At 53.2% G+C, this 25,675-nt stretch carries 17 protein-coding genes; 11 read left to right on the forward strand and 6 right to left on the reverse strand.

What is annotated here, in order from left to right:
- Positions 1–118 precede the first annotated feature (118 nt).
- From CRO08_RS15360 to CRO08_RS15380, 5 genes are all read left to right on the forward strand, one after another.
- Positions 119–943: a TIGR02147 family protein gene (locus CRO08_RS15360; RefSeq protein ID WP_097036905.1), complete on the forward strand. Its 825-nt coding sequence runs from the start codon at positions 119–121 to the stop codon at positions 941–943.
- Positions 944–996: 53 nt separating this feature from the next.
- Positions 997–2,652: a carboxypeptidase-like regulatory domain-containing protein gene (locus tag CRO08_RS15365; protein WP_097036906.1), complete on the forward strand. Its 1,656-nt coding sequence runs from the start codon at positions 997–999 to the stop codon at positions 2,650–2,652.
- Between the two features lie 190 nt (positions 2,653–2,842).
- Positions 2,843–4,297 (forward strand): cysteine--tRNA ligase, encoded by a 1,455-nt coding sequence (gene cysS / locus CRO08_RS15370; protein WP_097036907.1) that lies wholly within the window; start codon positions 2,843–2,845, stop codon positions 4,295–4,297.
- Positions 4,298–4,469: 172 nt separating this feature from the next.
- Positions 4,470–5,126, forward strand: a complete 657-nt coding sequence (locus tag CRO08_RS15375; protein ID WP_097036908.1) for an MBL fold metallo-hydrolase — start codon at positions 4,470–4,472, stop codon at positions 5,124–5,126.
- Between the two features lie 55 nt (positions 5,127–5,181).
- Entirely contained in the window at positions 5,182–6,372 is a 1,191-nt protein-coding gene (locus tag CRO08_RS15380) for an acyltransferase family protein (protein ID WP_097036983.1), read from the forward strand.
- A gap of 134 nt (positions 6,373–6,506) precedes the next feature.
- Here the strand turns inward: CRO08_RS15380 and CRO08_RS15385 are convergent, their stop codons facing one another.
- A complete protein-coding gene (locus tag CRO08_RS15385; RefSeq protein WP_097036909.1) occupies positions 6,507–6,776 on the reverse strand; it encodes a hypothetical protein in 270 nt (89 codons plus the stop codon).
- A gap of 81 nt (positions 6,777–6,857) precedes the next feature.
- Here CRO08_RS15385 and uvrB point away from each other — a divergent pair, with 81 nt between their 5' ends.
- Entirely contained in the window at positions 6,858–9,089 is a 2,232-nt protein-coding gene (gene uvrB / locus CRO08_RS15390; protein ID WP_097036910.1) for an excinuclease ABC subunit UvrB, read from the forward strand.
- A 96-nt stretch (positions 9,090–9,185) separates the two neighbouring features.
- On the opposite strand, the gene CRO08_RS15395 is transcribed toward uvrB, so the two are convergent.
- From CRO08_RS15395 to CRO08_RS15410, 4 genes are all read right to left on the reverse strand, one after another.
- On the reverse strand, positions 9,186–10,208 hold the full coding sequence (locus CRO08_RS15395; protein ID WP_097036984.1) for a branched-chain amino acid aminotransferase: 1,023 nt from the start codon (positions 10,206–10,208) through the stop codon (positions 9,186–9,188).
- Positions 10,209–10,503: 295 nt separating this feature from the next.
- Positions 10,504–11,319: a fibrobacter succinogenes major paralogous domain-containing protein gene (locus CRO08_RS15400; RefSeq protein ID WP_255252419.1), complete on the reverse strand. Its 816-nt coding sequence runs from the start codon at positions 11,317–11,319 to the stop codon at positions 10,504–10,506.
- A 15-nt stretch (positions 11,320–11,334) separates the two neighbouring features.
- On the reverse strand, positions 11,335–12,858 hold the full coding sequence (locus tag CRO08_RS15405) for a hypothetical protein (RefSeq protein WP_141398415.1): 1,524 nt from the start codon (positions 12,856–12,858) through the stop codon (positions 11,335–11,337).
- Positions 12,859–13,039: 181 nt separating this feature from the next.
- A complete protein-coding gene (locus tag CRO08_RS15410) occupies positions 13,040–18,037 on the reverse strand; it encodes an InlB B-repeat-containing protein (RefSeq protein ID WP_097036913.1) in 4,998 nt (1,665 codons plus the stop codon).
- A 318-nt stretch (positions 18,038–18,355) separates the two neighbouring features.
- Between CRO08_RS15410 and CRO08_RS15415 the strand changes: the two genes are divergently transcribed.
- The 5 genes from CRO08_RS15415 to CRO08_RS15435 all read left to right on the forward strand — a co-directional run bounded on the left by CRO08_RS15415 (position 18,356) and on the right by CRO08_RS15435 (position 23,910).
- Positions 18,356–19,648 carry an aminotransferase class I/II-fold pyridoxal phosphate-dependent enzyme gene (locus tag CRO08_RS15415; RefSeq protein WP_097036985.1) on the forward strand — a complete coding sequence of 431 codons (1,293 nt, stop codon included), beginning with the start codon at positions 18,356–18,358 and terminating at the stop codon, positions 19,646–19,648.
- A gap of 33 nt (positions 19,649–19,681) precedes the next feature.
- Positions 19,682–20,971, forward strand: coding sequence for a citrate synthase (locus CRO08_RS15420; RefSeq protein WP_097036914.1), 1,290 nt, complete (start codon positions 19,682–19,684; stop codon positions 20,969–20,971).
- 92 nt (positions 20,972–21,063) lie between these two features.
- The gene (locus CRO08_RS15425; protein ID WP_097036915.1) at positions 21,064–22,083 is read left to right on the forward strand and encodes a YafY family protein; all 1,020 of its coding nucleotides are present in this window, start codon (positions 21,064–21,066) and stop codon (positions 22,081–22,083) included.
- Positions 22,084–22,218: 135 nt separating this feature from the next.
- Positions 22,219–23,652 (forward strand): ATP-binding protein, encoded by a 1,434-nt coding sequence (locus CRO08_RS15430; RefSeq protein ID WP_097036916.1) that lies wholly within the window; start codon positions 22,219–22,221, stop codon positions 23,650–23,652.
- A 21-nt stretch (positions 23,653–23,673) separates the two neighbouring features.
- Positions 23,674–23,910, forward strand: a complete 237-nt coding sequence (locus tag CRO08_RS15435) for a WYL domain-containing protein (protein WP_255252422.1) — start codon at positions 23,674–23,676, stop codon at positions 23,908–23,910.
- A 1-nt stretch (position 23,911) separates the two neighbouring features.
- Here the strand turns inward: CRO08_RS15435 and CRO08_RS15440 are convergent, their stop codons facing one another.
- On the reverse strand, positions 23,912–25,636 hold the full coding sequence (locus CRO08_RS15440) for an AAA family ATPase (protein ID WP_141398416.1): 1,725 nt from the start codon (positions 25,634–25,636) through the stop codon (positions 23,912–23,914).
- Between the last annotated feature and the right edge of the window lie 39 nt (positions 25,637–25,675).

The following is a 25,675-nucleotide window of genomic DNA, read 5'->3' on the forward strand; positions in this document are numbered from 1 at the left end:
CGATTTAAAAATGTATATTTATAACTAAAGACCCAAGATTACTGGCCAACAACCAACACCCATTTATTATTGACCACCGACTATTGACTATTGACTATTGACCAATAACTAACAACGCATGAATCGTTTTTTAGACATATACCAGTTTACGCACTTCCGCAAGTTCCTGGAAGAATACCAGACCGCCCGCGCACAGGCGGAACCGGGCTTCACGCGTACCGAAATCTGCAACCTGCTCGGGCTCGAGAAGAGCCGCAGCTACTTTGCCGATGTCCTCAGGGGCAAGAAGGTCAGCCCCCGCATGGTGGCAAAGTTCATCGAAATCCTCGAACTCGACAAGAAAGAGGCGAAGTACTTCGAGACGATGGTGGAACTCGACCAGGCGAAAAACGACGCCGCCCGCAACGCCGCGATGCAGGAACTGCTGAAACTGCACCCGAACCCGCAGCATATATTAAATGAAGACGCCTACGAATACTACAGCCGCTGGTACCACAGCGCGCTCTTCGCCATACTGGACGCGATGGACGTGGGCGACGACATGGCGCCCGTGCAGAAGAGGATTTTCCCGAAGGTCCCGCTCGGCAAGCTGAAGGATTCGCTCGCCCTGCTGGAAAGGCTCGGGCTTGCCCGCAAGAACGAAGAAGGCTTCTGGAAACCCACCAAGGAAAGCATCAGCAGCGGGCCGTACAACAACGCGGAACTCATCAAGCAGTACCAGTTGCAGTGTTTCGAACTCTCGAAGCAGGCGCTCATCACGCCGCCCAAGAAGCCGACCGTCATGAGCACGCTCACGTTCAGCATTTCGAGCGAGGCGTACAAGAAGCTCGAGGCCGAACTGCAGGAATTCAAGGCGAAGGCAAGGCGCATCATCGGCGAAGACAAGGAAAAGGCCGACGGCGTCTACCAGATGAACATCCACCTGTTTTCGAATTTGGAGTGACGTAGTCATCCTGAGCGGAGCGTAGCGAAGTCGAAGGATCCAGAAGAGGTTTTATGTTTGGACGAAAGATTTATTCGAATGTCATCCTGTTCGCGGGGGCGGTTTTCGCGCTCCTCAGCGCATGCAGCAACGGCACGGACACCGCGGGCGTGATTTCCGAGACGGAATCGGGACAGACAGCCCAGGCGGAATACGTAAAGGTGACCGGCATCGTGAACGGGACGGACGGCAAGCCCATCCCGCAGGCACGCGTGTACTTCACGGGCGACGACTCCCTCACCCACCACACCATAGTCCTCGACTCCACCATGTCGGATGACGACGGAACGTTCGCCTTCGACAGCATCGCCGATTGCACCCGGCGTCACGGATGCACTGCAAGGCTTTTCGCAAAGGCCACCGTCAAGGAAGATACGCTGGTCGGCTTCATTTACGACTACCATTATTTCTCCTCGCGTGATTCGAGCATCGTCCATCAAAATATCGAAATCGGCGAACCGGCGACACTCAACATAGCCACGGCAGAATTGCGCGATTATCACGATGTTGACGCCGATTCCATCTGCTTCGAAGGAAGTTTCGTCTGCGCGGCCATCACGCAAGAGGACATCGAAAACGGTTACCTCACCATCGAAGGAGTCCCCCCGGGAATAATCGGCGCCAAATGGATTTGGCACGAAGGAGAGGCACAAGAAGCGGGGGGCACCCTGGAACTCAAGCCCGGCAGCACATTCTTCTGGGGCGTGGGAGGCGGTGGCTATGCAGTCGATTCCATCAGGCTCGCTCTTCCCGAACGCGCACTCCACATGCTCGATTCCCTCGGGCTCGAACCAACTCTGGACTCCCTGTTCATTCCCTACAAGCTTTCGACAAAGGTCTACGATTACCCGGAAAACGACGACTACGGCAACACCCCCGATCCGCTCGTCGACGAGTTCGGCAACCGCATCTTCTCGCTGAAGGCCGAAGGCGAAACGCAGGAAGCCCGCTACTGGATGTCCGTCAGCACGATCGGCAAGGATACGCTAACAGCCCGCTGGCTACAGGGCGGCTATATCAGTGACGAAATCTACCCCAACATTCAGCACCTCTACGCCTCCATTAAACCGGGAACCTCGTTCGACGACACGCTGTTCAATACCCACCATGACACCTACGTAACATGCGTCATGTACAAGCGGCAGCAAAATACGGCATCCACAGAAATTGCATCGGACAACTGCAGGGAAACAGGTTCTTACGACTGGCAAGAAAACAGTTTCGCAGTCAGCTTCTGGCTCGACACCAAGGATATCGACACCGACTCAAAGCCCGTCCTCTTCTCTGCGGGCAACGACACGCTGGGTTTCAAGATTGCCCAGTGCGAAAGCGACCCGCAATCCGTGTGCACCATGCTCAAGGCAAGCGCAGACTCGGCCAATAGCGAAATATACGGAAAGACAAAATTCTTCGACGGAAAGAAGCACCACTTCTCTCTTGTTATCTACGAGAAGCACCTAACCATCGCCATCGACGGGCAGACCGTCCACGACACCGACCTGAAACCCGCAGCGGAATTCTACGGCGGAATCCGCGGAATCCGTACCGGCGACTACACGCTCGAGGACTTCGTCGTATTCCTCCCCGGCAGCTACATCCGCAAGGACGGCGAAAAGGACTGGATCCGCCTCCAGGCATGGCTCATGGCCTTCTACGAACTTCAATTATAAAGACACGCTCAAACACGCCTTGCGCATGTTAAACATCAAATTAGCGTGTTAGAGCATGCGCACCTTACGGTGCAAAACGTACAAAAGCGAAAAATGTGCCAAATGGGACGTGAGATTTTGTTTACGTGGCAAGGAATTGCTATATTTGCCCCCGCTTGGCGCATGTCGCGCCGCATTAACGGAGGCTAAAATGGCTCTACAGTTCTACAACACCGCATCGCGCAAGAAAGAAGTATTCACTCTCCCGGAAGGCGTTCCCGCCGTGCGCATGTACTGTTGTGGCCCGACGGTGTACCATTTCGCCCACATCGGCAACCTCCGCACCTACATTTTCGAAGACTTTTTGGTCCGTACGCTCAAGTACTACGGCTACAAGGTGAACCACATCGTGAACATCACCGACGTGGGCCACCTCACCAGCGACGCCGACTCCGGCGACGACAAGATGGAAAAGGGCGCCGCCCGCGAAGGCAAGTCCGTTTGGGACATCGCGAAGTTCTACACCGACGCCTTCATGGCCGACTGGCACCGCTTAAACATCCAGGAACCGACCCGCTGGACGCCTGCCACGCAGCACATCCAAGAGCAGATTGACCTGGTAAAGACCTTGGAAGAAAAGGGTTACACCTACCGCACCAGCGACGGCATCTACTTCGACAGCCTCAAGTTCCCGCGCTATGCCGACTTTGCTCGCCTCGACGTGGAAAACCTCCGCAAGGGTAGCCGCATCGACATGGGCGAAAAGAAGAACGCCACTGACTTCGCTCTGTGGAAGTTCAGCCCGAAGGACAAGAAGCGCGCTATGGAATGGGACAGCCCGTGGGGCGTTGGTTTCCCCGGCTGGCATATTGAATGCTCCGCCATGGCCATGAAGTACAACGGTCCGACGCTTGACATTCACTGCGGCGGTACGGACCACATCCGCGTGCACCACACCAACGAAATCGCCCAGAGCGAATGCGCCAACGGCGTGACCTTCGCCCGCTTCTGGATGCACGGCGAATTCCTGCGCACCGCTAGCGAAGAAAAGCTGGAAGACGGCACCACCGAACAGAAGTTCGGCAAGATGAGCAAGTCCAGCGGCGAATTCCTGACGGTCTCGCTCCTGATGGACCGCGGTTTCAACCCGCTCGACTACCGCTTCTTCGCCATCGGCAGCCACTACCGCAACTACCTGAACTTCACGTGGGAAGCCCTGGAAGGCGCGAAGGAAGGCCTCAAGAGCTTGCACAAGAAGACGGATCCGCTGATCGGTAAGGCTACCGCGATTACAAGCGATGCCGCCAAGGCTTTCCAGCAGGAATTCAAGGATGCCATCGGCGACGACCTGAACATGCCGCGTGCACTCGGCATCATGAACACGATGCTCAAGAGCGATATCGATGATGGCGAAAAGGCTGCACTCGTGGCCGACTTCGACCAGATTTTCGGTTTGAAGCTCGACGAGCCCCGTGAAGAATACGCCAAGAAGGGAGCAAACGACGGCGTGGATGTCGCAAAGATCGAAGCGTTGCTTGCCGCCCGTAAGGAAGCCCGTGCCGCCAAGAACTGGGCCGAAAGTGACCGCATCCGCGACGAACTCGCCGCCATGAACGTGGTCATCAAGGACTCCAAGGAAGGCACGACCTGGGAAATCAAGGCGTAAGTCCACTTTGGACGTAGGCAAGCAAGTGCCTGCGCCAGATTAAGGTTGACAAGTGCCCGCGTTAGATTGTGGTTGACAAGTGCCCGCGCGAAATGCCGCGGGCATCTTCTTTTTCATCATCCTGGAGCGAAGCGATAGGATCCACTGAATTATCATTTGTATATTATTGATTATGAATCTCAAACCTTTCGTTTTCAATCCCTTCGGCGTGAACGGTTTCGTTTTAAGCAACGATGCCGGCGATGCGATTCTGATTGACCCGAGTGTCAGCAACGAGCGCGAAGAAGCGGCGTTGGCGAACTATATTGCCACAAACAACCTGACCGTGCGCCATCTCCTGAACACGCACCTGCACCTGGACCACGTGCTGGGCAACGCGTTTGTCGCCCGCAAGTACGGCGTGCAGCCCGAGGCGCACGAAGAAGACGCCTTCTTGCTTGACCTGCAGGAAGAACAGAGCCAGATGTTCGGCCTCCCGATGCGGGAACATTCGCCCGGACTCGGCAACTACCTTGCCGAGGGCGATGCCGTCGAGGTTCCCGGCATCAAGCTGCAAGTTTTCCACATCGCAGGCCACTCCCCCGGCGGCATCGCGTTTTACTGCGAAAACCCGGGCGAAGTGAACGGGCAAAAAGATGTTCCTCCCCTGCTGTTTCCCGGCGATATCATATTTGCGGGGAGCAGAGGCCGGAGCGACCTCTTCGGCGGGAATGACGAAGCACTTGTAAGCGGAATTAAGAGCAAGTTGCTCACGCTCCCGAAAGAAACCGTCGTGTTCCCTGGACACGGACCGATGACAACGATTGCAGATGAAAGCAGGTGGTACTGATTGAAGATCCCCGCCTTCGCGGGGATGACAAGCCAAGAGCATGAGCGACAAGGCGATGGCAAGAATTGGGTGGATTGACGAGTTCAAGGGATTCGTGTTGTTGCTCGTGTGCCTTTATCACGTGGAGCAGTCCTTCCCGCAGGCGCAAATGGGGATGTTACACCTGAGTGCGCTCCGCATGTCGGCCTTCTTCTTCATTTCGGGAATGCTCTTTAGCACGCGGCGTTTTCCTGATTTCAAAAGCTACCTTGTTCACAAGACGCGCGTCTTGCTCGTCCCCTACATCCTGCTTTCGCTCCTGTTTCTGGCGATAGACCCGGTGCTTTACAACTTTGACTTGTTCCCGAAGGCGCCGCGCATGACGGTCATGAACATCAAGCCCGAAATCGCGACCGTGTGGGATTATATCTACTGGAACCTCGCGAAAATATTTGTGGCCGGAAAATCTTCCATCGGATCGGGGCCGCTGTGGTTCGTGTTCACGCTATACTCGGTAAGTTTGCTGTTTTACGGGGTGCAAAAAGTTGCGGGCCGTATTTCTGTGCGCCGAAGAAGGGAGATCCCCGCCTGCGCGGGGATGACAACGGGAATCATCGCACTTGCCGCAATCGCAAGTCTCGCAGGCGGCTGGTTCCTGTATGTCAATCACATCCGCTTGCCGCTCGGGATAGAGCGCGATTTGACAGTGCTTTTCTTCTTCGCGAACGGCTGGCTATGCAAGGGCGCGTTGAAAGATCCCCGCCTTGGTTCGGCGACGCTCACCACAGGTCGCGGGGATGACGTTCGAGGCAAAAACATCTTGGCTCTTGTCGCCGCCACCATCGTCGCATTCGCCGCCTACGCCTACATCGAAGTTCCAGACCCGAACTTCAGCATCATGAACAACAATCTCGGGAAATCCCTCCCCGTATTCCTCGCCAGTTCCGTCTTCGGCATCGCTGGCCTTGTCGCCACATTCATGTTTGCAGACAAACTACCAAACATTGCGCCATTCCGCATCATCAAGGGAATCCTCCGCAACATCTCGCGCAATGCGCTCGTAATCCTCGCCGTTCATTGGTACATTCTGCTCGTCATGCGCCTGCTTTTCCGCGACACGTTCAACAAGCCGGGCATCGCCTACCTCGTCATCCCCGTGGTTGCAGCCGTGGTTATCGGGGCAATTCCGCTGTTCCGCTGCAAGCTCTACCGCCTGCTCGGCAAAGAGAAAATCCGCGTCCGCGAGAGCTTAAACATCAAGGACTAGGGCCGCGCATTTTTACACACAAATTCCATGCGCATTTCGTAACCGCAATTGCTTTCTATAATCGTTGGCCGCGCAGTTCTTGCCTGCACATTAAACTGCACTAATCGACGCATTAAACTGCGCCACTAAAAAAACTAGAGGTAGCTCTTGCACTGGCGAACGGGCTCGGCCTCTTCGGGCTTCTTTTTCGGCACATACACCTTGATGGCGTAAACATTCTGTTCCGTCTCCGCCACGATATCGCCTTCCTGCAAATCCTCGTTCAGTTCGATTTCCACCTCGACTCCATCGCGGGCAATGCAGCGGATAGAACGCGCCGTCAGTTCCTCGTGCAAAAGAGGAACGTCAACGACTTTCTTGTAAGTACCGTGATGTGTCGTGCCGAGAATTCTGTTACAGTGCATGCGTCGCAATATAGAATTTTTAGTCATCGGCCATTCGCGATTAGTTGTTGGCTTGACTTTTTCTATCTTTCGCAAAGAAATATGGCACGCGCACGCAAGACAATTACACCTGACCCGTATGCGAAACCGATAGCGAAACCGCTACCGCCCGAACAGAGCCTGCCCGGGCATTTAAAACAGTTCCAGTCACCCACGCGTGCAGAATTTGAGCTCGTGAGCCCCTATGGTGCAGCAGGCGACCAGCCGAAGGCCATCGAAGAACTGACGGAAGGTTTCAAGCACGGAGAACAGTTCCAGACGCTGCTTGGCGTGACTGGTTCCGGCAAGACTTTCACCATGGCGAACGTCATCAAGAACGTAGGCAAGCCGACGCTGATCCTCACGCACAACAAGACGCTTGCGGCGCAGCTCTACCAGGAATTCAAGGCATTCTTCCCGCACAACGCGGTGGAATACTTCGTGAGTTACTACGACTACTTCCAGCCCGAAGCATACATCCCGCACACGGATACCTTCATCGAGAAAGACGCAAGCATCAACGACGAGATTGACAAACTCCGCCTGCGCGCCACCGCAAATTTATTGACCCGCAGGGATGTGATTATCGTTGCCTCCGTGAGCTGCATCTACGGTTTGGGAAGCCCGAGCGAATATTTTGACTTGATGGTGCGCATCAAGAAGGGTGACGTTTACGATCGCGATAAGATTCTCCACGACCTGGTGCGAATCCAATACACGAGAAACGATTTCAGCCTGGAGCGTGGCTCTTTCCGCGTGCACGGCGACGTGATTGAAATTCACCCGAGCTACGACGAAGAAGGCCTCCGCATCGAACTTTTCGGTGATGAAGTCGACAGGCTCGTTCGCTTCAACATCATTACCGGCGAAGTCACTCAGGAAATGGACGAGATGACCATCGCTCCGGCAAAGCACTTTGTGACCAAGGAAGAAGGCCGTGCAGGAATCTTGCAACGCATGCAGGTGGAATTGACCGAGCGCCTTGCGGAACTTGATAAGGAAGGCAAGGTGCTGGAATCGGCCCGCCTCTCGAGCCGCACCCGCTACGACATGGAAATGATTCGCGAAACAGGCCAATGCAGCGGCATCGAGAACTACTCCCGCATTATCGAGAACCGAGCACCGGGTACGCGCCCGTTCACGCTCATCGACTACTTCGGCGATGACTGGCTCCTGATGGTGGACGAATCCCACGTGAGTATTCCGCAGGTGGGCGGCATGGCCGAGGGCGACAAATCCCGCAAGACGACGCTTGTGCAGTACGGGTTTCGCCTCCCCTGCGCGCTGGACAACCGCCCGATGAACTTTGCCGAATTCGAGTACATGTACCCGAAGCAGGTGCTATTCGTGAGCGCCACCCCCGGCGATTACGAACTTACCAAGACGGGCGGCGTCGTTACCGAACAAATTAACAGGCCCACCGGCCTTCTGGACCCGAAAATCGAGATGTTCCCCATCAAGGGCCAGATGGACGTGCTCCTGTACCGCATCGAAGAAGTCGTCAAGAACGGCGACCGCGTGCTGGTCACGACGCTCACCAAGAAGATGGCGCAGGACCTCACCGACTTCTTTGTAGAAGCGGGCATCCGAGCGCGCTACCTGCACAGCGACATCAAGACTTTGGAACGCCACGAACTCATTCGGGGCTTACGCACCGGAGAGTTCGACGTGCTCGTGGGCATCAACCTGCTGCGCGAAGGCCTGGACCTGCCCGAAGTGAGCATGGTCGCGATTCTCGACGCCGACAAGGAAGGATTCCTGCGCAACTACCGCAGTTTAATCCAGACGATGGGCCGCGCAAGCCGTAACGTGAACGGCACAGTCTTACTCTTTGCAGACAACATGACCGACAGCCTGGAAAAGGCTATTTCCGAAACCGCCCGCCGCAGGGCCGTGCAGGAAGAATTCAACAAGGAACACGGCATCACGCCGAAGTCCGTGACCCGCAAGATTGAAGATGATTTGAAGATTAACGACCCGCTGGGAATAGACGGCGACGATTCCGTCGACGACGATCAGTTCCCTGAGCCCGCCGAAGGGAACGAACCCGGAATCCGTCCGATGGAACCGCTGCAGCCCAGTTCTAGACGAAAGAAAGGTTCTAATTACTCCAAGCGCGCGGAGAACGCCAAACTGAGTGCGGCCGTCGGCGCCACTGCAACACGTCATCCTCGCGCAGGCGAGGATCTATCGGCAAAACTTGCCGACCTCGAGCGCCAGATGAAAGAAGCCGCCGCGCGACTCGACTTCGAAGAAGCCGCACGCCTCCGCGACATCATCCGCGGCATGCAATAAACCCTCATGTCATCCCCGGCTTGACCGGGGATCTCCCATAAAAAAATCCCGCGAATTTCTCCGCGGGATTTTTCACATTCGTCATGTTCGCGACAATTACACGTCGACCACTTCCGTCCAGCCGAACGGGTCGGGAGCTTCGCCGAACTGGATAGCGGTGTACTTCGTGAAGAGTTCCGTGCAAACCGGGCCCGGATTCTTGCCGTCACCGTAAGTGAATTCCTTACCGGCAACCGGATCCACAATCTTCTTGATCGGGGTAATCACGGCGGCGGTACCGCATTCGGCAGTTTCGGAGAATTCAGCGAGTTCTTCGAACGGGACCTGGCGGCGTTCCACGGTGTAGCCCAGGTATTCAGCAAGCTGCTGCAGGCTCTTGTTCGTAATGGACGGCAGAATGGATTCGGACTTCGGGGTCACGTAGGTCTTGCCCTTGATGCCGAAGAAGTTTGCCGGACCACATTCGTCGATGTACTTCTTTTCCTTCGCGTCCAGATAAATCGTGCTGGAGTAGCCGAGCTTCTTGGCTTCGGCGAGGGAAAGCAAGCTGGCAGCGTAGTTACCGCCGACCTTCACCGTACCCGTACCCTGCGGAGCGGCGCGGTCGAAGTTGCGGCTGATCATCATATCGACAGGCTTGAAACCGTCCTTGAAGTACGGACCCACCGGAGTCACGAACATCAACAGCAGGTATTCGTCGGAGGGCTTCACGCCGACTTCCGGGCTCGTACCGATGAGGAGCGGGCGGATGTAGAGCGTTGCACCATGACCATACGGCGGAATAAAGCGGGCGTTGGCCTTCACCACTGTGTGGACCATCTCGCGGAACAGCTCGACCGGCGGCACGGCCATGAGCACGCGGTTCGCGGTGTTCTGCATGCGCTTGGCATTCTCGTCGACGCGGAAGATACGGACCTTGCCGTCCTTGCCCGTGTAAGCCTTGAGGCCTTCGAAACCTTCCTGGCCGTAGTGCAAGCAAGTAGCGGCCATGTGGATGCTGATGTCCTTGGAAGAAGAAAGTTCAACCTTGCCCCACTTGCCATCGCGGTAGTAGCAGCGGACATTGTAATCGGTATCGTAATAACCGAAGGGGAGCGTCTTCCAATCGACAGTGTTCAAATCAAGCATAATTTAACCTTTTTTGCAGTTTGTGCATTTTTAAAGGTATCATTCGGTACCGCACAGAAAAATACAATTATCGCAGGGATTTTGGCACGATTTATTTGTAAAAAAGGGGGGAAGAATCCCCCTCATTGCAGCCCCGCCCTCGTGTCATCCTGAGCGGAGTGCCGCAGGCACGCAGTCGAAGGATCTAGGGCGGGTCTTCCATTACCCCCTCGCCTAGGTGGTTCCACCCCCTAACACCCCCAAATGTCACCCCGGACTTGTTCCGGGGTCGCCACTCATCGCCACATCACTCATCCTTAAGGCAACGAACAGAGAACCCGAGGTCCTTGTAGTCGCCGTCCAGGAACGCATTGTCGTTGTAGTCCAAGGCCATGCGGTACGCGCCTCTGCTATAGCTCTCAGAAGAACTCCAGAAGCTCGCGTAGCTGCCCTCGAGGATGAAATTTCCACTGCTGTACCTGTAGCCAGCAGGCAACGCCGAGAAGGAATAGGCGTCCGTACCGTTGACGCTACTGTTCCAGCCACTAGTGGACTTGAGCATCTTGCCCGCCGTCGATTGGCCCCCGACCGCGGTAAACAACGTATTCCATTCCGTCTGCGTAGGCAGGTGCCAGCCCTCAGGACAAACTCCGCGTACCGGATATGTCGGCGAGCAAGTCTTGCCATAGCCGCAGCCCTTGCCATTTGTAGACCATGTTCCCACACTGTCCATCGCGGCGGCCCAAGTGTAAAGGCGACCGTATTTAGTGCAGTTAGCGGCGGCATTGCTATAGCACCAGCTAGTGGAATCAGAGGTGTTGCCGCTATAGTTATAGGGAACATCAGTATAAGCGTAGTTCAGGTTCTCCGCCATCCAAGTCTGCGTACCGATAGTGACCGTCTTGTAGGTCTTGCCATCGCGGGTGTCTGTTAGAGTCCCTTCGGCAGGCTCAATGGCCTTGCTAGAAGAAGATTCCGCTTTTTCCGAACTGCTTGATTTAGAGTCACTGGATCCTTCGCTACTGCTCAGGATGACGTCCTTCGCAGAACTGCTGTCGTCGTCGCCGCAAGCAGTAAACAACGTCGCCACAACTGCAACCATCAAGAATTTTTTCAAAGCCATAAACTTCAGTCTCCTTTATTTTTTCCCCGCCGATTTCACGGCACGATCCATGACCTTGCGATATTTAGGGTTTATATATTTTTTGATGTCTGCATAATCCAGGAATATTCTGGCTGTTGGCGTATTGAACTCAACAGGGACTATTTCATCCATTTTATTGAAAGAGAACCACCAAGAAGTCGGAAATTCCTTTATCCCCGAGAAAGGGCCCATTGCAGCAGAATGACGCAAATAGATACGGAATTGCTCGCCAAATTTTTTTGGCTGCTCTTTTATTTTTGTTGTGTCAACAAGAAATCCTGCCAAATAAAGATTGTGGGAGTTGATGAACTTCATAAATCCAGCCTTGTCCTTTATGAGATCTTTTGCAGAGATTTCCGTTCCTGTTTTCTTATCAAAAACAACAAAAATGTTATTTGAGTTACCCTGCATGGATTGATCCTCGAAACCAAAGGAAATCAAGCCATCACCCAGTTGCAGCAACATACTTTTTCCATCTCTGTGTTCCGGAATCCATTTTTTGACACCTTCGATAACCAATGTGTCCAAGTCTCCTTTATTATGGCCGAACATAATATCAAGCATACGATTTCGAATTTTCTTGGTATTGGAGCAGCCCTTCAGTTCCATGGGAATGAAAACATCCCTATTATGAGGAGAACCGTTAACTCTCCTAAAATGATATTTCTTTATCTTGTCGCCATATGCGTTTGTCGCCATCGATATGGTATAGCCCTTATCTCTAGCCATCAAGGATTTTGCGTAATCCGTCAGTACAAAGTATACACTATCGTTCTTATCGACAATATGCGAATCAGTCGAGTCATCATAAAATACTATACCGTCTTTGTCAATTTTGTCAACTTTTACTAAAGTTACAGAGTCTCTACCATATTCAAACTTCACCCTATTGCTCGGCAACAAGTCCGAAACTTGTATTCGTTTTCCGGATTCAACGTCGTATAGTTCATACATTTGATTATCATCGCCCCAGTCCCGGAGCACTTTTGCTTTTACAATTCCATGAGCTGCTGAAATTTTCACACCTCTAGTAAAAGTCTTTCTTTTACTATCAGAATAGCGATTGATTTCAGCATTAAACGCGGCTGTGTCCGAGCCTTGAACAAAAACATCGTAGCCTTCCATTTGGCTCAATTTGGCCACTACTTCATCAAGGTTTTTCGCCCCCTTTGTTTCGCCAAACATTAAAGTTTGAAGAGAGTCATCATATTTACTAGCGCCAGCTACGAAATTCGCCACATCCTCCTGCAAATATTGGTTACTGAGAAAAGCCACAGCCTCCTCGTTGTAATACAGTTCAATTTTTAAAAGATATTCTTCATACCTCTGTTTCTCGACTGTTTTACGGTCAACATCATCCATGCCGTTTTTATAAACTTTCACCTCTGTAGTGTAAGGTTTCATCTCTTTAGACCTTAGCAACACCGACTTCGTGACATTAGGTACTTCCCCGGCAAGCGAACCGTTTACCATGGACAAAATGGCTACGGCAATCAATAAAAAATTTCTTGTTCTCATAAATTCTCCAGAATTTTAAACAATAATTTTCAAGGTCATTAGTTACACTCTAGATCAATATGCATAAATATACATTCAATTTTCAGCGATGCACCATCGCACAAATTTTTTATAAAAAAAACGGTTCATCAGGGAACCGTTTTTCGTTCATCGCAACAGAGCCCTTGCAGGCCCTGTTCCGCTATCGCACAAGCACCTGCCGCACCTGGGTACCAATACGGACAAGGTATCGTCCGCTTCGTGCCACAGGTACAGCGAAATTCGCCACATCAACGGTCCCGGTGCGGAGAACACGCCCCTGCAGGTCAAACACCGCATACGCACTGCCAGCGCGCGCGCCCGCCACCTGGATAGTGCGGCCCAATGCATATGCACTGAATGTAGGCGCCGCCGCAATCGCGGGTATCGCGTTGCCGTCTTCGCTAGAACTGCTTTCAGGTTCGCTGCTGCTGGAACTTGCCTCGCTGGAACTGGACTTCACAGAACTGCTGGAACTTTCCTCGCTAGAACTGCTTTCGGGTTCAATCGGCGCGAAGTTCGCCTTGACCGTAGTATCGGCAAGAACTGTGATTCTGATTTCCGTCTTGTTGTTCTCGAGAGCATCGCCCCAGTAGGCAAGTTCATAGCCCTGGTTGGGTTTGGCCGTCAGCAATACGATGTCGCCATACTTGTACTTGCCGTCGTTATTGAGGCCGGTCACCATGCCCCACTTGGAGTTGTTTACTTCGACAGTCACCTGGTAGATTATCTCCTGCCACTTGGCGTAGAACACCTTGTCGGCATGGTCCTTCGCAGAAATTTCGGTAACGGCATTGCCACTGAAGAACCTATTTTCGAACCAACCCTTGAATTCGTGACCATCGCGCTTGGGCGTGGGCAAGGTCAGGCCTTCTCCATATTCGTAAGAGACGGGTGCGTTTTCGAGTACCCCGCCATCGAGCACGAACGCGATGGCAAAGACAGTCCTAGTCAGGAGTTCCGGGTAATTTTCGCCCTGAATCCAGGCCGAGCCCTTGATACCGCCTTCGAGTTCAACGCCTTCGGCATCCTTCTGCACGTAGGCACGCAGGACATTTGCCACGGAATCGTTCTTGAACGCTTCGGCGGAGGCCGCAATTCCGAAATCGCTAGTCACACCTTCTACCGCGAGATAGAAGTTGTTTTCTGCCTGGAGCGTACTGCTGGCTTTGCTCTTGACGGCGATAAGATTAGTTGTATAACCTTGCTCTATCGAGCCCATGGAGTAGTTGTTCAGCAGCATGGTCGTCTCGCTCCCGGATGTAGAAACCACGCCCACGAGACCACCCGCCTTGCCGAATCCCGTATTGGCAGAAACATTACCCAGGTTGTAGTTGTTGGCAATGACGGTCGCCTTCGTCGTCTCGCCCATCAAACCGCCAACAGGACTAGAATACCCAGTGGAGCGGACATCGCCCGTATTATAATTCTGGAAGAACGTAAGCGTTGCATTGCTCACTCCGACAAGGCCTCCCACAGAACCGGAACCCACAATTTCAGCGGTATTGTAGCTATTCGAAATGTTCATCGAAACGCCTCGAGCCGCCGCTATCAAACCAGCCGCACCACCAGTACTTGTAACCTTACCCGTGTTATAGGAATTCGTTATACTGCTCGAATAATTCTGACTGGCGTCGACCACAAGGCCCGCGGCACCGTTGCTTTCGCCATTAATCTCGCCCAAGTTAGCGCTATTCATAATAATCAGCGAACCCGACGTACCGCCGACCAAGCCTGCGGCGGCCTTTCCAGAGACCCTGGCCATGTTAATGCAACTGTCCAGCGTAAGCGTTGCCGAATTGTGCCCAACCAGGCCACCTGCCTCCTGCCAGCCACCGCCCACAATCTTTGACTCGATAACCCCATCAAATTTCACGTTCGTGATATTGACAATAGGATTACTCGAAAGGTCAGCAAAGACGCCGCCCACGTAGCCCGATCCATAAAAGTACGTATCCTCGAACACGACATCGCGGACAACAATCGGAATCTGGTTGTAATTATTGTCATAGCGGTAATTTATCGTCGAAATGAAACCCTGCGCCGTAGTATCCCGGGAAATAAACAGGCCCGAAATCTTGTGGCCGTTACCCAGGAAATCACCACCAAACAAGCTAATTGGTTCCCACTTCAGGAATGTCGTCATGTTCGCGCTGTCGAGCACGCCATCCTTGAGCACACCCTCGTTAACCACGATGTCCTTGGTAAGTTTGCCACAGACGTTGGAATTCTGACGGGTGGACATGCCATGCTTTCTACCGACAAAGGCGGCAAACCCGTAGAGTTCCGCAGCATCGGAAATCGCGTAGCAGTTGTCCGCTTCGTCAAGTTCCGGCATCTTCATCTTGAACCATGCCGCATAATACGTCTTGTCGCCAGTATCTTCGGCAGTGATCGTGACAACCGGCTTGCCCGTAAGTTCCTCGTTGTCGTACCAGCCGGCAAATATGCAGGAATCGCGGGAGACGCGCCACGGGAGCTGAACCCCGATGCCTTCCGTATAGTCCGCGACATATCCGGAATCAATTATCCCGCCGTTCACGACAAACCTCACACCAGAAACCTTGTTGATCTTCGCCCAGAATTCCAGTTCGCCGGTGGCATCCTTCGAAATGACCTTCAGGGGAGACCCGCTAAAGTCGGCATCTGCAAACCAGCCAAGAAATTCGCCATTCTCCATGAGGACAGTATCCGGGAGGGGCTTCTCGAAACCAGGCATGTAGGCATCGAAGTACTTGGCCGTATCGCCCTCGAACGTATGGAACGTCACCTTGTATGCGTCCACTTCCGAATTCTCGATTTCGCCCGAGAGTACCGGGTATTCATCCGTACCTACATTCTGGCCCCAAGCCAGGCCATTGAACTGTTTATAGACGCCGTTGTGCAGCATGTAAGCGAGGGCGCCGTTCTTGACCTGTTCAGCGGATGCGGAGTAACCTCCACGTTCCTTGTTCCCGGCAGACACAGGGTAGTACGAATTGACGATTTCAACCTTATTGTTGTAGGTGCTTCCGCTGACAAGCGCCTTCCTGTTTTCCTTGGACATTGACTCACCAGGCACCAAGCCGAGGCAGTTCACGAGGGTAGCCTTGTCCGACCAGGTGGTTTGTCCCAGGATTCCGCCGGTATAGCTGGTTCCACCGATATGCCCGATATTGTAGCAGTTGACAATGTACACATGCGGTTCGCTATATACTGCCGCCACTATTCCACCCGCGGTTGCAGTTTTTGCATAGAGTGTCGACGCATTGTAGCAGTTCTCTATGATGGTGAGGCCGGACGAGGCCATGGAATACACCTGCCCCACAATGGCGCCCACAGAAGACCTTGCGCGCATGAACGAACCCTCAAGCCCGACATTCCTGATGGTAACCGTATCGTCGGCATCGATCACGCCGGCATTTCCAAACAGGCCGATGATGGGGCCATAATACGTCGTATCGTCATAGAACAATCCGGAAATCGTATGGCCCTGGCCATCGAAGGTACCGCCGAAACTGTCAATCGGGTTCCACGGCGTATGGTCAAACTTGGTCTCTTCATTGAGCGTGCCGTTTTCACCCAACACGTCCTTGTTCACCACGATATCCTTCGTGAGCTTGCCGCAAGCCTTCCTCTGCGGGGTCTTGATACCGTCGGTCGCATTCACGAGTGCGGCAAATCCATAGAGTTCTGCAGCGTTCGAAATTTCATAACAGCCGTTTTCATCCTGCTTCGGGGATTCCTTCTTGAACCACTTGGCATAGAAAACCTTGTTCCCCGTATCGGACGCGCGGACGCTGTCCGTCGCATGCCCGCTAAACTCCTTCGACCCATACCAGCCGGAGAACACGTAGCCGTTGCGCGAGACATGCCTCGGGAGTGCGGCGCCGACACCTTCCGTGTACGATTCGACCAGCAGGGAATCGATCGTGCCGCCATCCAGTTGGTAAGTAATCCTCGAGACCTTCTTGAACAGCGCCCAGAATTCCTGCACGCCCGTAGCCGAGGCCGGGACAAAGCCGATGGAATCACCCGTAAAGCCGGCGTTATTGAACCATCCGCGGAAGGTATAGCCTTCGCGGGTGGGAACAGGGAGCCTGTAGGCAAACCCGGGAACATATCTCCGAGGATACGCAGTAAGGTCGCCCTCGTAGGTATGCAACGTAAGCATCTGGGTTTCGACTAGCGGGGTTTCCGTCAGGGCCTTGCCGAGCACCGGGTAAGCGTCACCCCCTATTTCCTGGCCCCAGACAGAGGCATCAAGCCCTTCGTAATTGTAATTGCGGAGCAGGTAGGCGACAGTGCCGTTTTCGAACTGGTCCTGTGACATGGCGACCCCCATGGAATCCTTGTCGCCACCGTCAGGGTCCGCGCTGAAGTAGAATACGTTTTCATGGATGTTCGGCGACCAGTTATAACCGACAACAGGCTTGACATAGATGGTCTGAGTTGTCGCAGTCACCCTCCCCACATTAAAGACATTGACCATCTCGGCACTATACGAATCCAGATACCCGACAATACCGCCCACGCGTTCCGTGCCGGTAACGTCCCCGGCATTGTAGCTGTTTTTCATGATAAGCTTGTCGGCAAAACCGACAAGGCCTCCCGCGGCACCGTCGTAGGCAATTACGTGCGAATTGGTATAGCAGTTTTCGATGCGGACGGGGGCATTCGAATTGATCATGCCGACAAACGTGGCAGAATAGTAGGAACCGTAGAAATAGGAAGCGAGAATCCCCAGGTTCTCGATAACAACCGTGTCTTTGCTGAAACCCGAAGTCTGTATATAGCCGATAAATGCCGCATCGTTAGACGTACTGTTGACGTAAAGGCCCGAAATGGTATGGCCCTGACCGTCGAACCTGCCGGCGAACTTTTTCATCGGAGGCCAGTTGAGAAAATCTCCCGACGCATCTTCATTGAGTTTGCCCTCATCCGTGAACACATGCTCGTTCACGACGATGTCGTCCGTGAGTTTCGCGCAATCGGTAAAGTACTCGTTGCGGCCGACGTTGTTCACGAGGGAAGCGAAACCGTAGAGTTCGGCGGCAGTCGAAATCTCGTAGCAGCCGTCGGCTCCTTTTTCCGGAATTTCGGGGGTGATGGTCGCCGCGACAGCAAGCGAACAAGAAAGCGCAACCGATGCGCAAACGAGGGATCTCGCGCTCTTAAGCATCTCTGTAACTCCTGATTATTGTTCCTAGCATACAAACTGCTTTTTTATTGCTGTTTTGTGAAGACGCGCAGGAACTTTCGCGTTGTAAAGTTTTACTATGCGAAATTCGCTCAAAAACGGGATTTTAAGGTTTCTTTCCCGCCATCTGAACTTTTCAAAAAGTGTAATAAGTTCTAAACAATTTTCGCAAGCAAATATTTTCCCTTTTTTCTATGCAAAAAAACACTTACAGGGGATGTGCGGCTGGGCCTAAAATTTCTATCTTTGCGCGCCGAAAAGAGCGCGGCGTGCGCCCGAAAAAAAAACAGGACCAAGGTCATGAGCTACAATCCTCTCGCCGAACAAGCAAACGCGGAACTCTCCGCAAACGGCTGCAACGTTCTCTCCATGCTCTCCGAAAAGGGCAAGGCAATCTTCTTCCCGCGCAAGGGCATTCTGGGCCAGGGCGCCGAAGCCAAGGGCTCCGAAATCAACGCGACTATCGGCACCGCCCTCGAAGACGACGGGAGCCCGCTCGTGCTTGACTGCGTGCTCAAGAGCCTGAACCTCCCCAAGCAGGCGTTCCTGTACGCCCCGAGTTTCGGCAACCCCGACCTCCGCAAGGCCTGGAAGGAACAGATTGTCCGCAAGAACCCGAGCCTCGCCGGCAAGCAGTTCAGCAACCCGGTCGTGACCTGCGCCCTCACGCACGCCATCAGCTGCGCGGGCTACCTCTTCCTCGACCCGGGTGACGAAGTCATCATCCCGGACCTCTACTGGGACAACTACGAGCTCGTGTTCGTGAACAGCTGCGGCGCGAAAATCAAGACATTCAACACCTTCAAGGACGGCGGGTTCGATACCGAAGCCCTCAAGGCCGCCCTCGCCGAAAGCAAGAGCCAGAAGAAGGTCGTGCTCCTGAACTTCCCGAACAACCCGACCGGCTACACCGCCACCGAGAAGGAAGCCGTCGAAATCGCGAAGATCCTCACCGACTGCGCCGCCGCGGGCAACAAGGTCGTGGCCCTGCTCGACGACGCCTACTTCGGACTCGTTTACGAGGAAGGCGTGACCAAGGAATCCCTGTTCGTGAAGCTGCTCGAAGCCAACGAGAACCTGCTCGCCGTCAAGCTCGACGGCCCCACCAAGGAAGACTACGTGTGGGGCTTCCGCGTCGGGTTCATGACCTTCGGTTTCAAGGGCGCCACCGAAGCCCAGCTCAAGGCCCTCGAAGACAAGGCCGCCGGTACGGTCCGCGGCAACATCAGCAACGGCCCCTCCATCAGCCAGAGAATTTTGCTCGCCGCCTACCAGAGCCCCGAATACGTGGACCAGAAGGCCGAGAAGTACGCGACCCTCAAGAAGCGCTACGACATCATCAAGGAAGTGCTCGCAAGCCACCCGGAATACAAGGAAGCCTTCGAGGCCATGCCGTGCAACAGCGGTTACTTTATGTGCATCAAGCCGAAGGGCGTGGATGCCGAAGAACTGCGCCAGAAGCTCATCAAGGACTACAGCACGGGCACCATCATGCTTTCGGGCCTTATCCGCATCGCATTCAGCGCCGTCCCGACCGAAAAGCTCGGCAAGCTGTTCGAAAATATTTATAATTGCATTTTGAAGATGAAATAATTGGCGGTTGAAACCCGCCCCTCCGGAGGATAAATGTCCGAAAAGGCTACACTGAACTATAATGGCAAGAGCTTCGAGCTCCCCGTGGTTGAAGGCACCGAGAACGAACACGGCCTCGACATCAGCACGCTGCGCAAGGATTCCGGGCTTGTCACGCTGGATTACGGCTACCTGAACACGGGCAGCACCAAGAGCGCCATTACGTTTGTTGACGGCGAAAAGGGCATCCTCCGCTACCGAGGCTACTCCATCGAAGATCTTGCCGAGAAGGCGACCTTCCCCGAGACCGCGTGGCTCCTGATTTACGGAGAACTCCCCACGCAGGAACAGCTCGGGCACTTCCGCACGCTCCTTACCGAGAATGCGCTTTTGCACGAGAACCTGCTGCACTTCTTCCGCGAAATGCCGCCGAGCGCGCACCCGATGGGCATCCTCAGCTCCATCGTGAACGCCGTGGGCCTCTTTACCCCGCGCTTCTACGACGACGAAAACATCGCGAGCGCCTTCGAGCTCACTACCGCAGGCCTTATTTCCAAGATCCGCACCATCGCCGCCTTCGCCTACAAGGCAAGCATCGGCGAACCGTTCGTGTACCCCGAGGCGGAACGCAGCTACTGCAGCAACTTTTTGAACATGATGTTCAGCAGTAAGGCCCGCCCCTACCACCCGGACCCGATCATGGAACGCGCGCTCAACACGCTCCTGATTGTGCATGCCGACCACGAGCAGAACTGCTCCACCTCGACCGTGCGCATGGTGGGCAGCTCGCAGGCGAACCTCTACGCGAGTATCTGTGCAGGCATCTGCGCCCTGTGGGGCCCGCTCCACGGCGGAGCGAACCAGGCCGTGCTCGAAACGCTCCTGCGCATCCAGCAGAGCGGCATGACCATCGAGCAGGTGATGGACAAGGCCAAGGACAAGAAGGACCCGTTCCGCCTTTCCGGATTCGGCCACCGCGTGTACAAGAGCTATGACCCGCGCGCCAAGGTGCTCAAGAAACTCATGTACCAGGTGTTCGAGCGCGAACACGTGCACGACCCGCTCCTGGATATCGCCATCAAGCTCGAAGAAGCCGCCCTGAAGGACGACTACTTCATCGCACGCAAGCTCTACCCGAACGTGGACTTCTACTCGGGTATCCTCTACCGCGCCATGGGCATCCCGACGAACATGCTTACCGTGATGTTCGCCATCGGGCGACTCCCCGGCTGGATCGCCCACTGGAAGGAAATGCACGACGACCCGAATTCCAAGATCAACCGTCCGCGCCAGATTTACACTGGCTACACGGAACGGCCCTGGATCGACAGGGACAAACGATAACTCGCCTGCCCTGCAAACCACTTTAAAGCAAAACGAGCGGACGACAATTATTGTCGTTCGCTTTTTGTATATTGAGGATAACAGGAGGCCCTATGGCAGAACAAACCCGCGGCGAGCGCATGATACGCATTTTCGTTTACCTAATGGCGCACTACAACAACCGCTACAGCGTAGCCGACATCATGGGGAACCTGGACATTCCCGAAGGCGACCTGCGGAGCGTCCAGCGCGACATGCAGGCCCTCATCGACATCGAGGGCGGCTATATCCGGCGCATCGTCGATAGAGGCAAGACCGAGTACCAGGTGGCACTTGAACGCGCAAACAAGCTCGTGTTCCCGGAATTTGGCGACACGCTACTGCACTTCATGTTCCTGCAGCGCATCGCAAATATCTACCCTGCGACATCAAACCTCATCGAGAACCTCACCGAGAGGATTACGCAGGACTTGCCTGCACGTGAGCAGTCCACCCTGGCCCATTACGCGAAGGAACTGAACGGGCGTATTCTGTTCATGGGAACGCCCCCGAGCATCGACGAAAATGTCGGCAAAAACCTGCCGGTCATCCTTGATGCCATCCGCAAAAAACAGAAAGTGCTAATCACCTACACCGACAACTGGGGAGCCATCACCAACAAGCCGCGCATTCCGCTGATGGTCGCCATCAACCACGGCGAAATCTACATCGGCTGCGTATCGCAGCACCACCCCGACAAAACTTACGCTCTTAAGCTCCGCCGCATACAATCCGTAAAACTGTTGCGCGAGCAATTCGTCGAAGACCCTAAGGTTGTCGAAATCCTCCGCAGGCGCATCCGCTCGGGCACACTGCTTTCCGGCGACCAGGACCAGCCTTGCGAGAAGGTGGTCATCTATTTTCCCGGCTACGCCAAGAACTTCCTGCAAGAACGCCCCTACCACCCCAGCATGAAAATCAAGGAACTGCCATGCGGCGACTTGCACGTGACAATGAATGTTGCGGTCAACGCGTTACTCAAGCAATGGGTCATGTACTACGGTTCCATCGCCGAAGTGCTGAAGCCCGCCAAGCTCCGCCAAATGGTACTCGACAGCGCGAAGGAACTGGTAGGGATGTACGAACGGGAATAGGCATTTTTGGCGAAATTTGAGAATTCTCTCCAAAACTCGACATTTTGACCGACTTTTGGACACTATTTTTCAAAAATCTTCCCCAAAAGTCGAAATTTTAAACCACTTTTGGGGAAGATTTTGTATATTTGGGTTATGAAAGCCAACCAAAACCCTCTTATCGGCCGCGAAAAAGAAATCGCCCAGTTGAAGCATATCGTCGATTCAAACCGTTCCGAATTCGTCGTTATTTTCGGAAGACGGCGCATCGGCAAGACATTCCTCGTCCGCAAGTTTTTTGAAGACCGCTACCATTTTTCGTACGTAGGGCAAAGGGATGTTACCGACGCTGTCCAGCTTCAGCGTTTTGCTCTCGCGCTGCAGAATTACGCAGGACTCGAAAATGTTCCCGATTTCAAAAACTGGTTCGAGGCTTTCGACGCGCTTAAAAAATATCTGGGTTCCTTAGACGCAAAAAAACGCAAGATAATCTTTATCGATGAAATGCCATGGATTGACCGCAAGCAATGCGACTTCGTCAAGGCATTGGAAGACTTCTGGAACTCCTGGGCCAACCTCCGCGATGACATCGTCTTTATCGCATGTGGCAGCGCGACATCCTGGATGGTTGATAACCTGATGGAAAACCAGGGTGGCTTGCATAACCGAATCACGAATAAAATCTATCTTCACCCATTTACACTAAAAGAAACCGAACAATATCTTGACTCCATCGGTTGTCCGTGGGACCGCTACCAAATTGTAGAATGCTATATGATTTTGGGCGGAGTCCCTTTTTATTTGACTCTACTCGACCCAAAAGAAAGTTTAGCTCAGAATGTCGACCGTCTGTTCTTCAATAAGAACGCCCTGTTGTCACAAGAATTCAACGAACTCTACAATTCGCTATTCACCAACGCCAACAAATACATAGACGTCGTGGCCGCACTTTCACAAAAGAAGGAAGGCCTCGACCGTACAGAAATTTCGGAATCAACCGGAATTAGCGGAGGAATGCTTACGACCATCCTCACAAATTTGGAACGGTGCGACTTTATTCTCAGTTATTCCAGATTCAACACGAAAAAGAACGGCTCGGTATATAGGCTTTGCGATTTCTATTCGCTATTTTACTTCAACTTTATTGCGGAAAATTTCTCCAAAGATGAAAATTTCTGGACACACCATCTGCAATCACCCAGACTCCGGACATGGCAAGGTCTAACGTTTGAAATAGTTTGCCTGCAACATTTGGACCAAATAAAAACCGCTTTGGGCATCTCCGGGATGGCGACCGAAGCATCGATTTGGCGTTGCAACGACCCAGAGCAAGGTAAAGCGCAGATAGACCTCTTGATAAAGCGGGCGGACAGGATTATAGACCTATGCGAAATCAAGTTCTGCACCGAAAAATTTTCTATAGACAAAAGCTACGCAGAACGCATACGGAACAGGACGGCATTGTTCCGCATGAAAAGCAAGACCCGGTATGGACTAGCCAATATCTTCATCACGACATTCGGCATTGTGCAAGGCAAAAATTCTGGAGTCGTTGACGGAGAAATCACCGCAAATCAGCTGTTTGCTTAAGTAACGCTACAAAAAATCGTCATCTATTTCCCGGGATACGCCAAGAACTTTCTGCAGGAACGCCCCTACCACCCCAGCATGAAAATCAAGGAACTGTCATGCGGCGACTTGCACGTGACAATGAATGTCGCAGTCAACGGGTTACTCAAGCAATGGGTCATGTACTACGGTTCCATCGCCGAGGTACTGAAGCCCGCCAAGCTCCGCCAAATGGTACTCGACAGCGCGAAGGAACTGGTAGGGATGTACGAGAAGTAAGCTACAGCCCCAGCTTACGGCCTTGATGGTCATCTTTATTGGCAACTTCTTCGAGTATGTTCTGCAAGATGAGTTCCTTCGTCCGTAACTCAGTAGGCACATATTCTAGCTTGCGGCGCACATTCTGAAAGTCGCTAATCGCGACATTGTCACAGCGCAGAATTTCCTTGGGGCAATGGCCCCCGAAAAACGCAGTCCATGTCCTTGAAATTTGCGGCAGGTCCATATAGTCAAACGCCAGTTTCAGCTGAAAACGCCTGCGAATAGCCCAATCCAAGACATTCTCGTAGTTTGTCGCAGCAATCAGCATCCCATTGAACGAATCCATCTGGCAAATGAACTCGTTCACCAAAGTCACTTCCCAATGGTTTTTCGCATTGCCCCGGTTTTCAAAGAAACTGTCCGCCTCGTCGATAAAAAGAATCGCATCGCTCCGTTCCGCTTCACGGAACATGGCGCTAACGTTATGTTCACTTTCACCCACATGGCACCCCAAAATATCGCTTGCCCGTTTCACGATAATCTCGCGATCTAGAATGTCATGCGCGACATGCTTTGCAAAAGCCGACTTTCCGGTACCGGGAGGGCCATACAGGAATATATTCAGGTTTTCCCTGCGACCCGTCAATTTCGAATCTTTCCAGCGGGCATCAAAATTCCTAAGCATCGGCACGACATAATCTACATTCCGAATATCTCCGTTCGAAATACGGACGCAATCCAAATTATACTCCGATCTTGATTCCTGCGGTAAAGTCGGTATACCCAAAAGTTTTGCATGCGAAGAGGCGATCTCGCGAACCACATTCAAAGGTGGCATGTTCTGAGATTGCATCCGCTGCGCCAGCCGGACCGCCAAAGTAGCGCACCCCGCCATCACCGGAATTTCCTTGGCGACACATTCAATTTCTTCGCTATGCATCATCGATTCCGCCTGTTGCGTTTTCAGAACGGACTGCCAAATCGCAATGCGTTCACTTTTGCTGAACGAGAAAAACTCCAGCGAGTAATCGAAACGACGGCGGGTACTATTTTCAATCATCGCAATATTATTCGTAATCCAGATAACAGGCGTTTTCAGGCTCTCGAAAACAATATTCAGCAGCCCCTTTTCCGCCTTGTTCAAAACCAAGTCCGCCTCATCCATCAAGATGATACCGCCACTCCGCTCGCATTCCCAATCGGCCAAAAGCATCGAACGCAAGCGCGTCTGCAAAAGGGTTTCCTCGCTCATCGATTCATCACCGATACCCACCGAAAGCAGCGTTACATTCAGCTCTTGCGCGATTGCCTTGGTAAGTTCCGTCTTGCCCGTCCCTTCGCGGCCATAAAAAAGAATGTTCAGCGGAGTGCCCATCTGGTGCGATTTCAACATCTGCAGAACAAAAGACGCCTGCGGATTCGTCTTGGCAATCTGCGCATAGGGAACAGACGGTTTCGTCGCCGGCTTGAAATTCATAATCTGCGACATATCCGAAAAGCCGTACAGATAATTGCTCACATCGTCTGCCAAGTACAGTTCCTTGCGTTTGATTCTCAAATCCGTATTGCGGAACGATTCTTCCATTTGAACCAAATGGAACTTAAGAAGCGGACTATCCTTGGAGCAAAGTTTCTGAAGCGTTGCGGCATCAAGCCCCGTCAGCAAGGCAATCCGACTAAAGCCCCCGCGTTCATTAGGGTCAAAAGTTTCCCCCTCTTTCTCGCGAAAGGTTTCTAGTCTCAAGTACAAACGCTGATTGGATTTGTAGTTTTTTTAATAGTG

It is taken from the genome of Fibrobacter sp. UWT3, assembly GCF_900230125.1.
In the GTDB taxonomy this organism is placed as follows: domain Bacteria; phylum Fibrobacterota; class Fibrobacteria; order Fibrobacterales; family Fibrobacteraceae; genus Fibrobacter.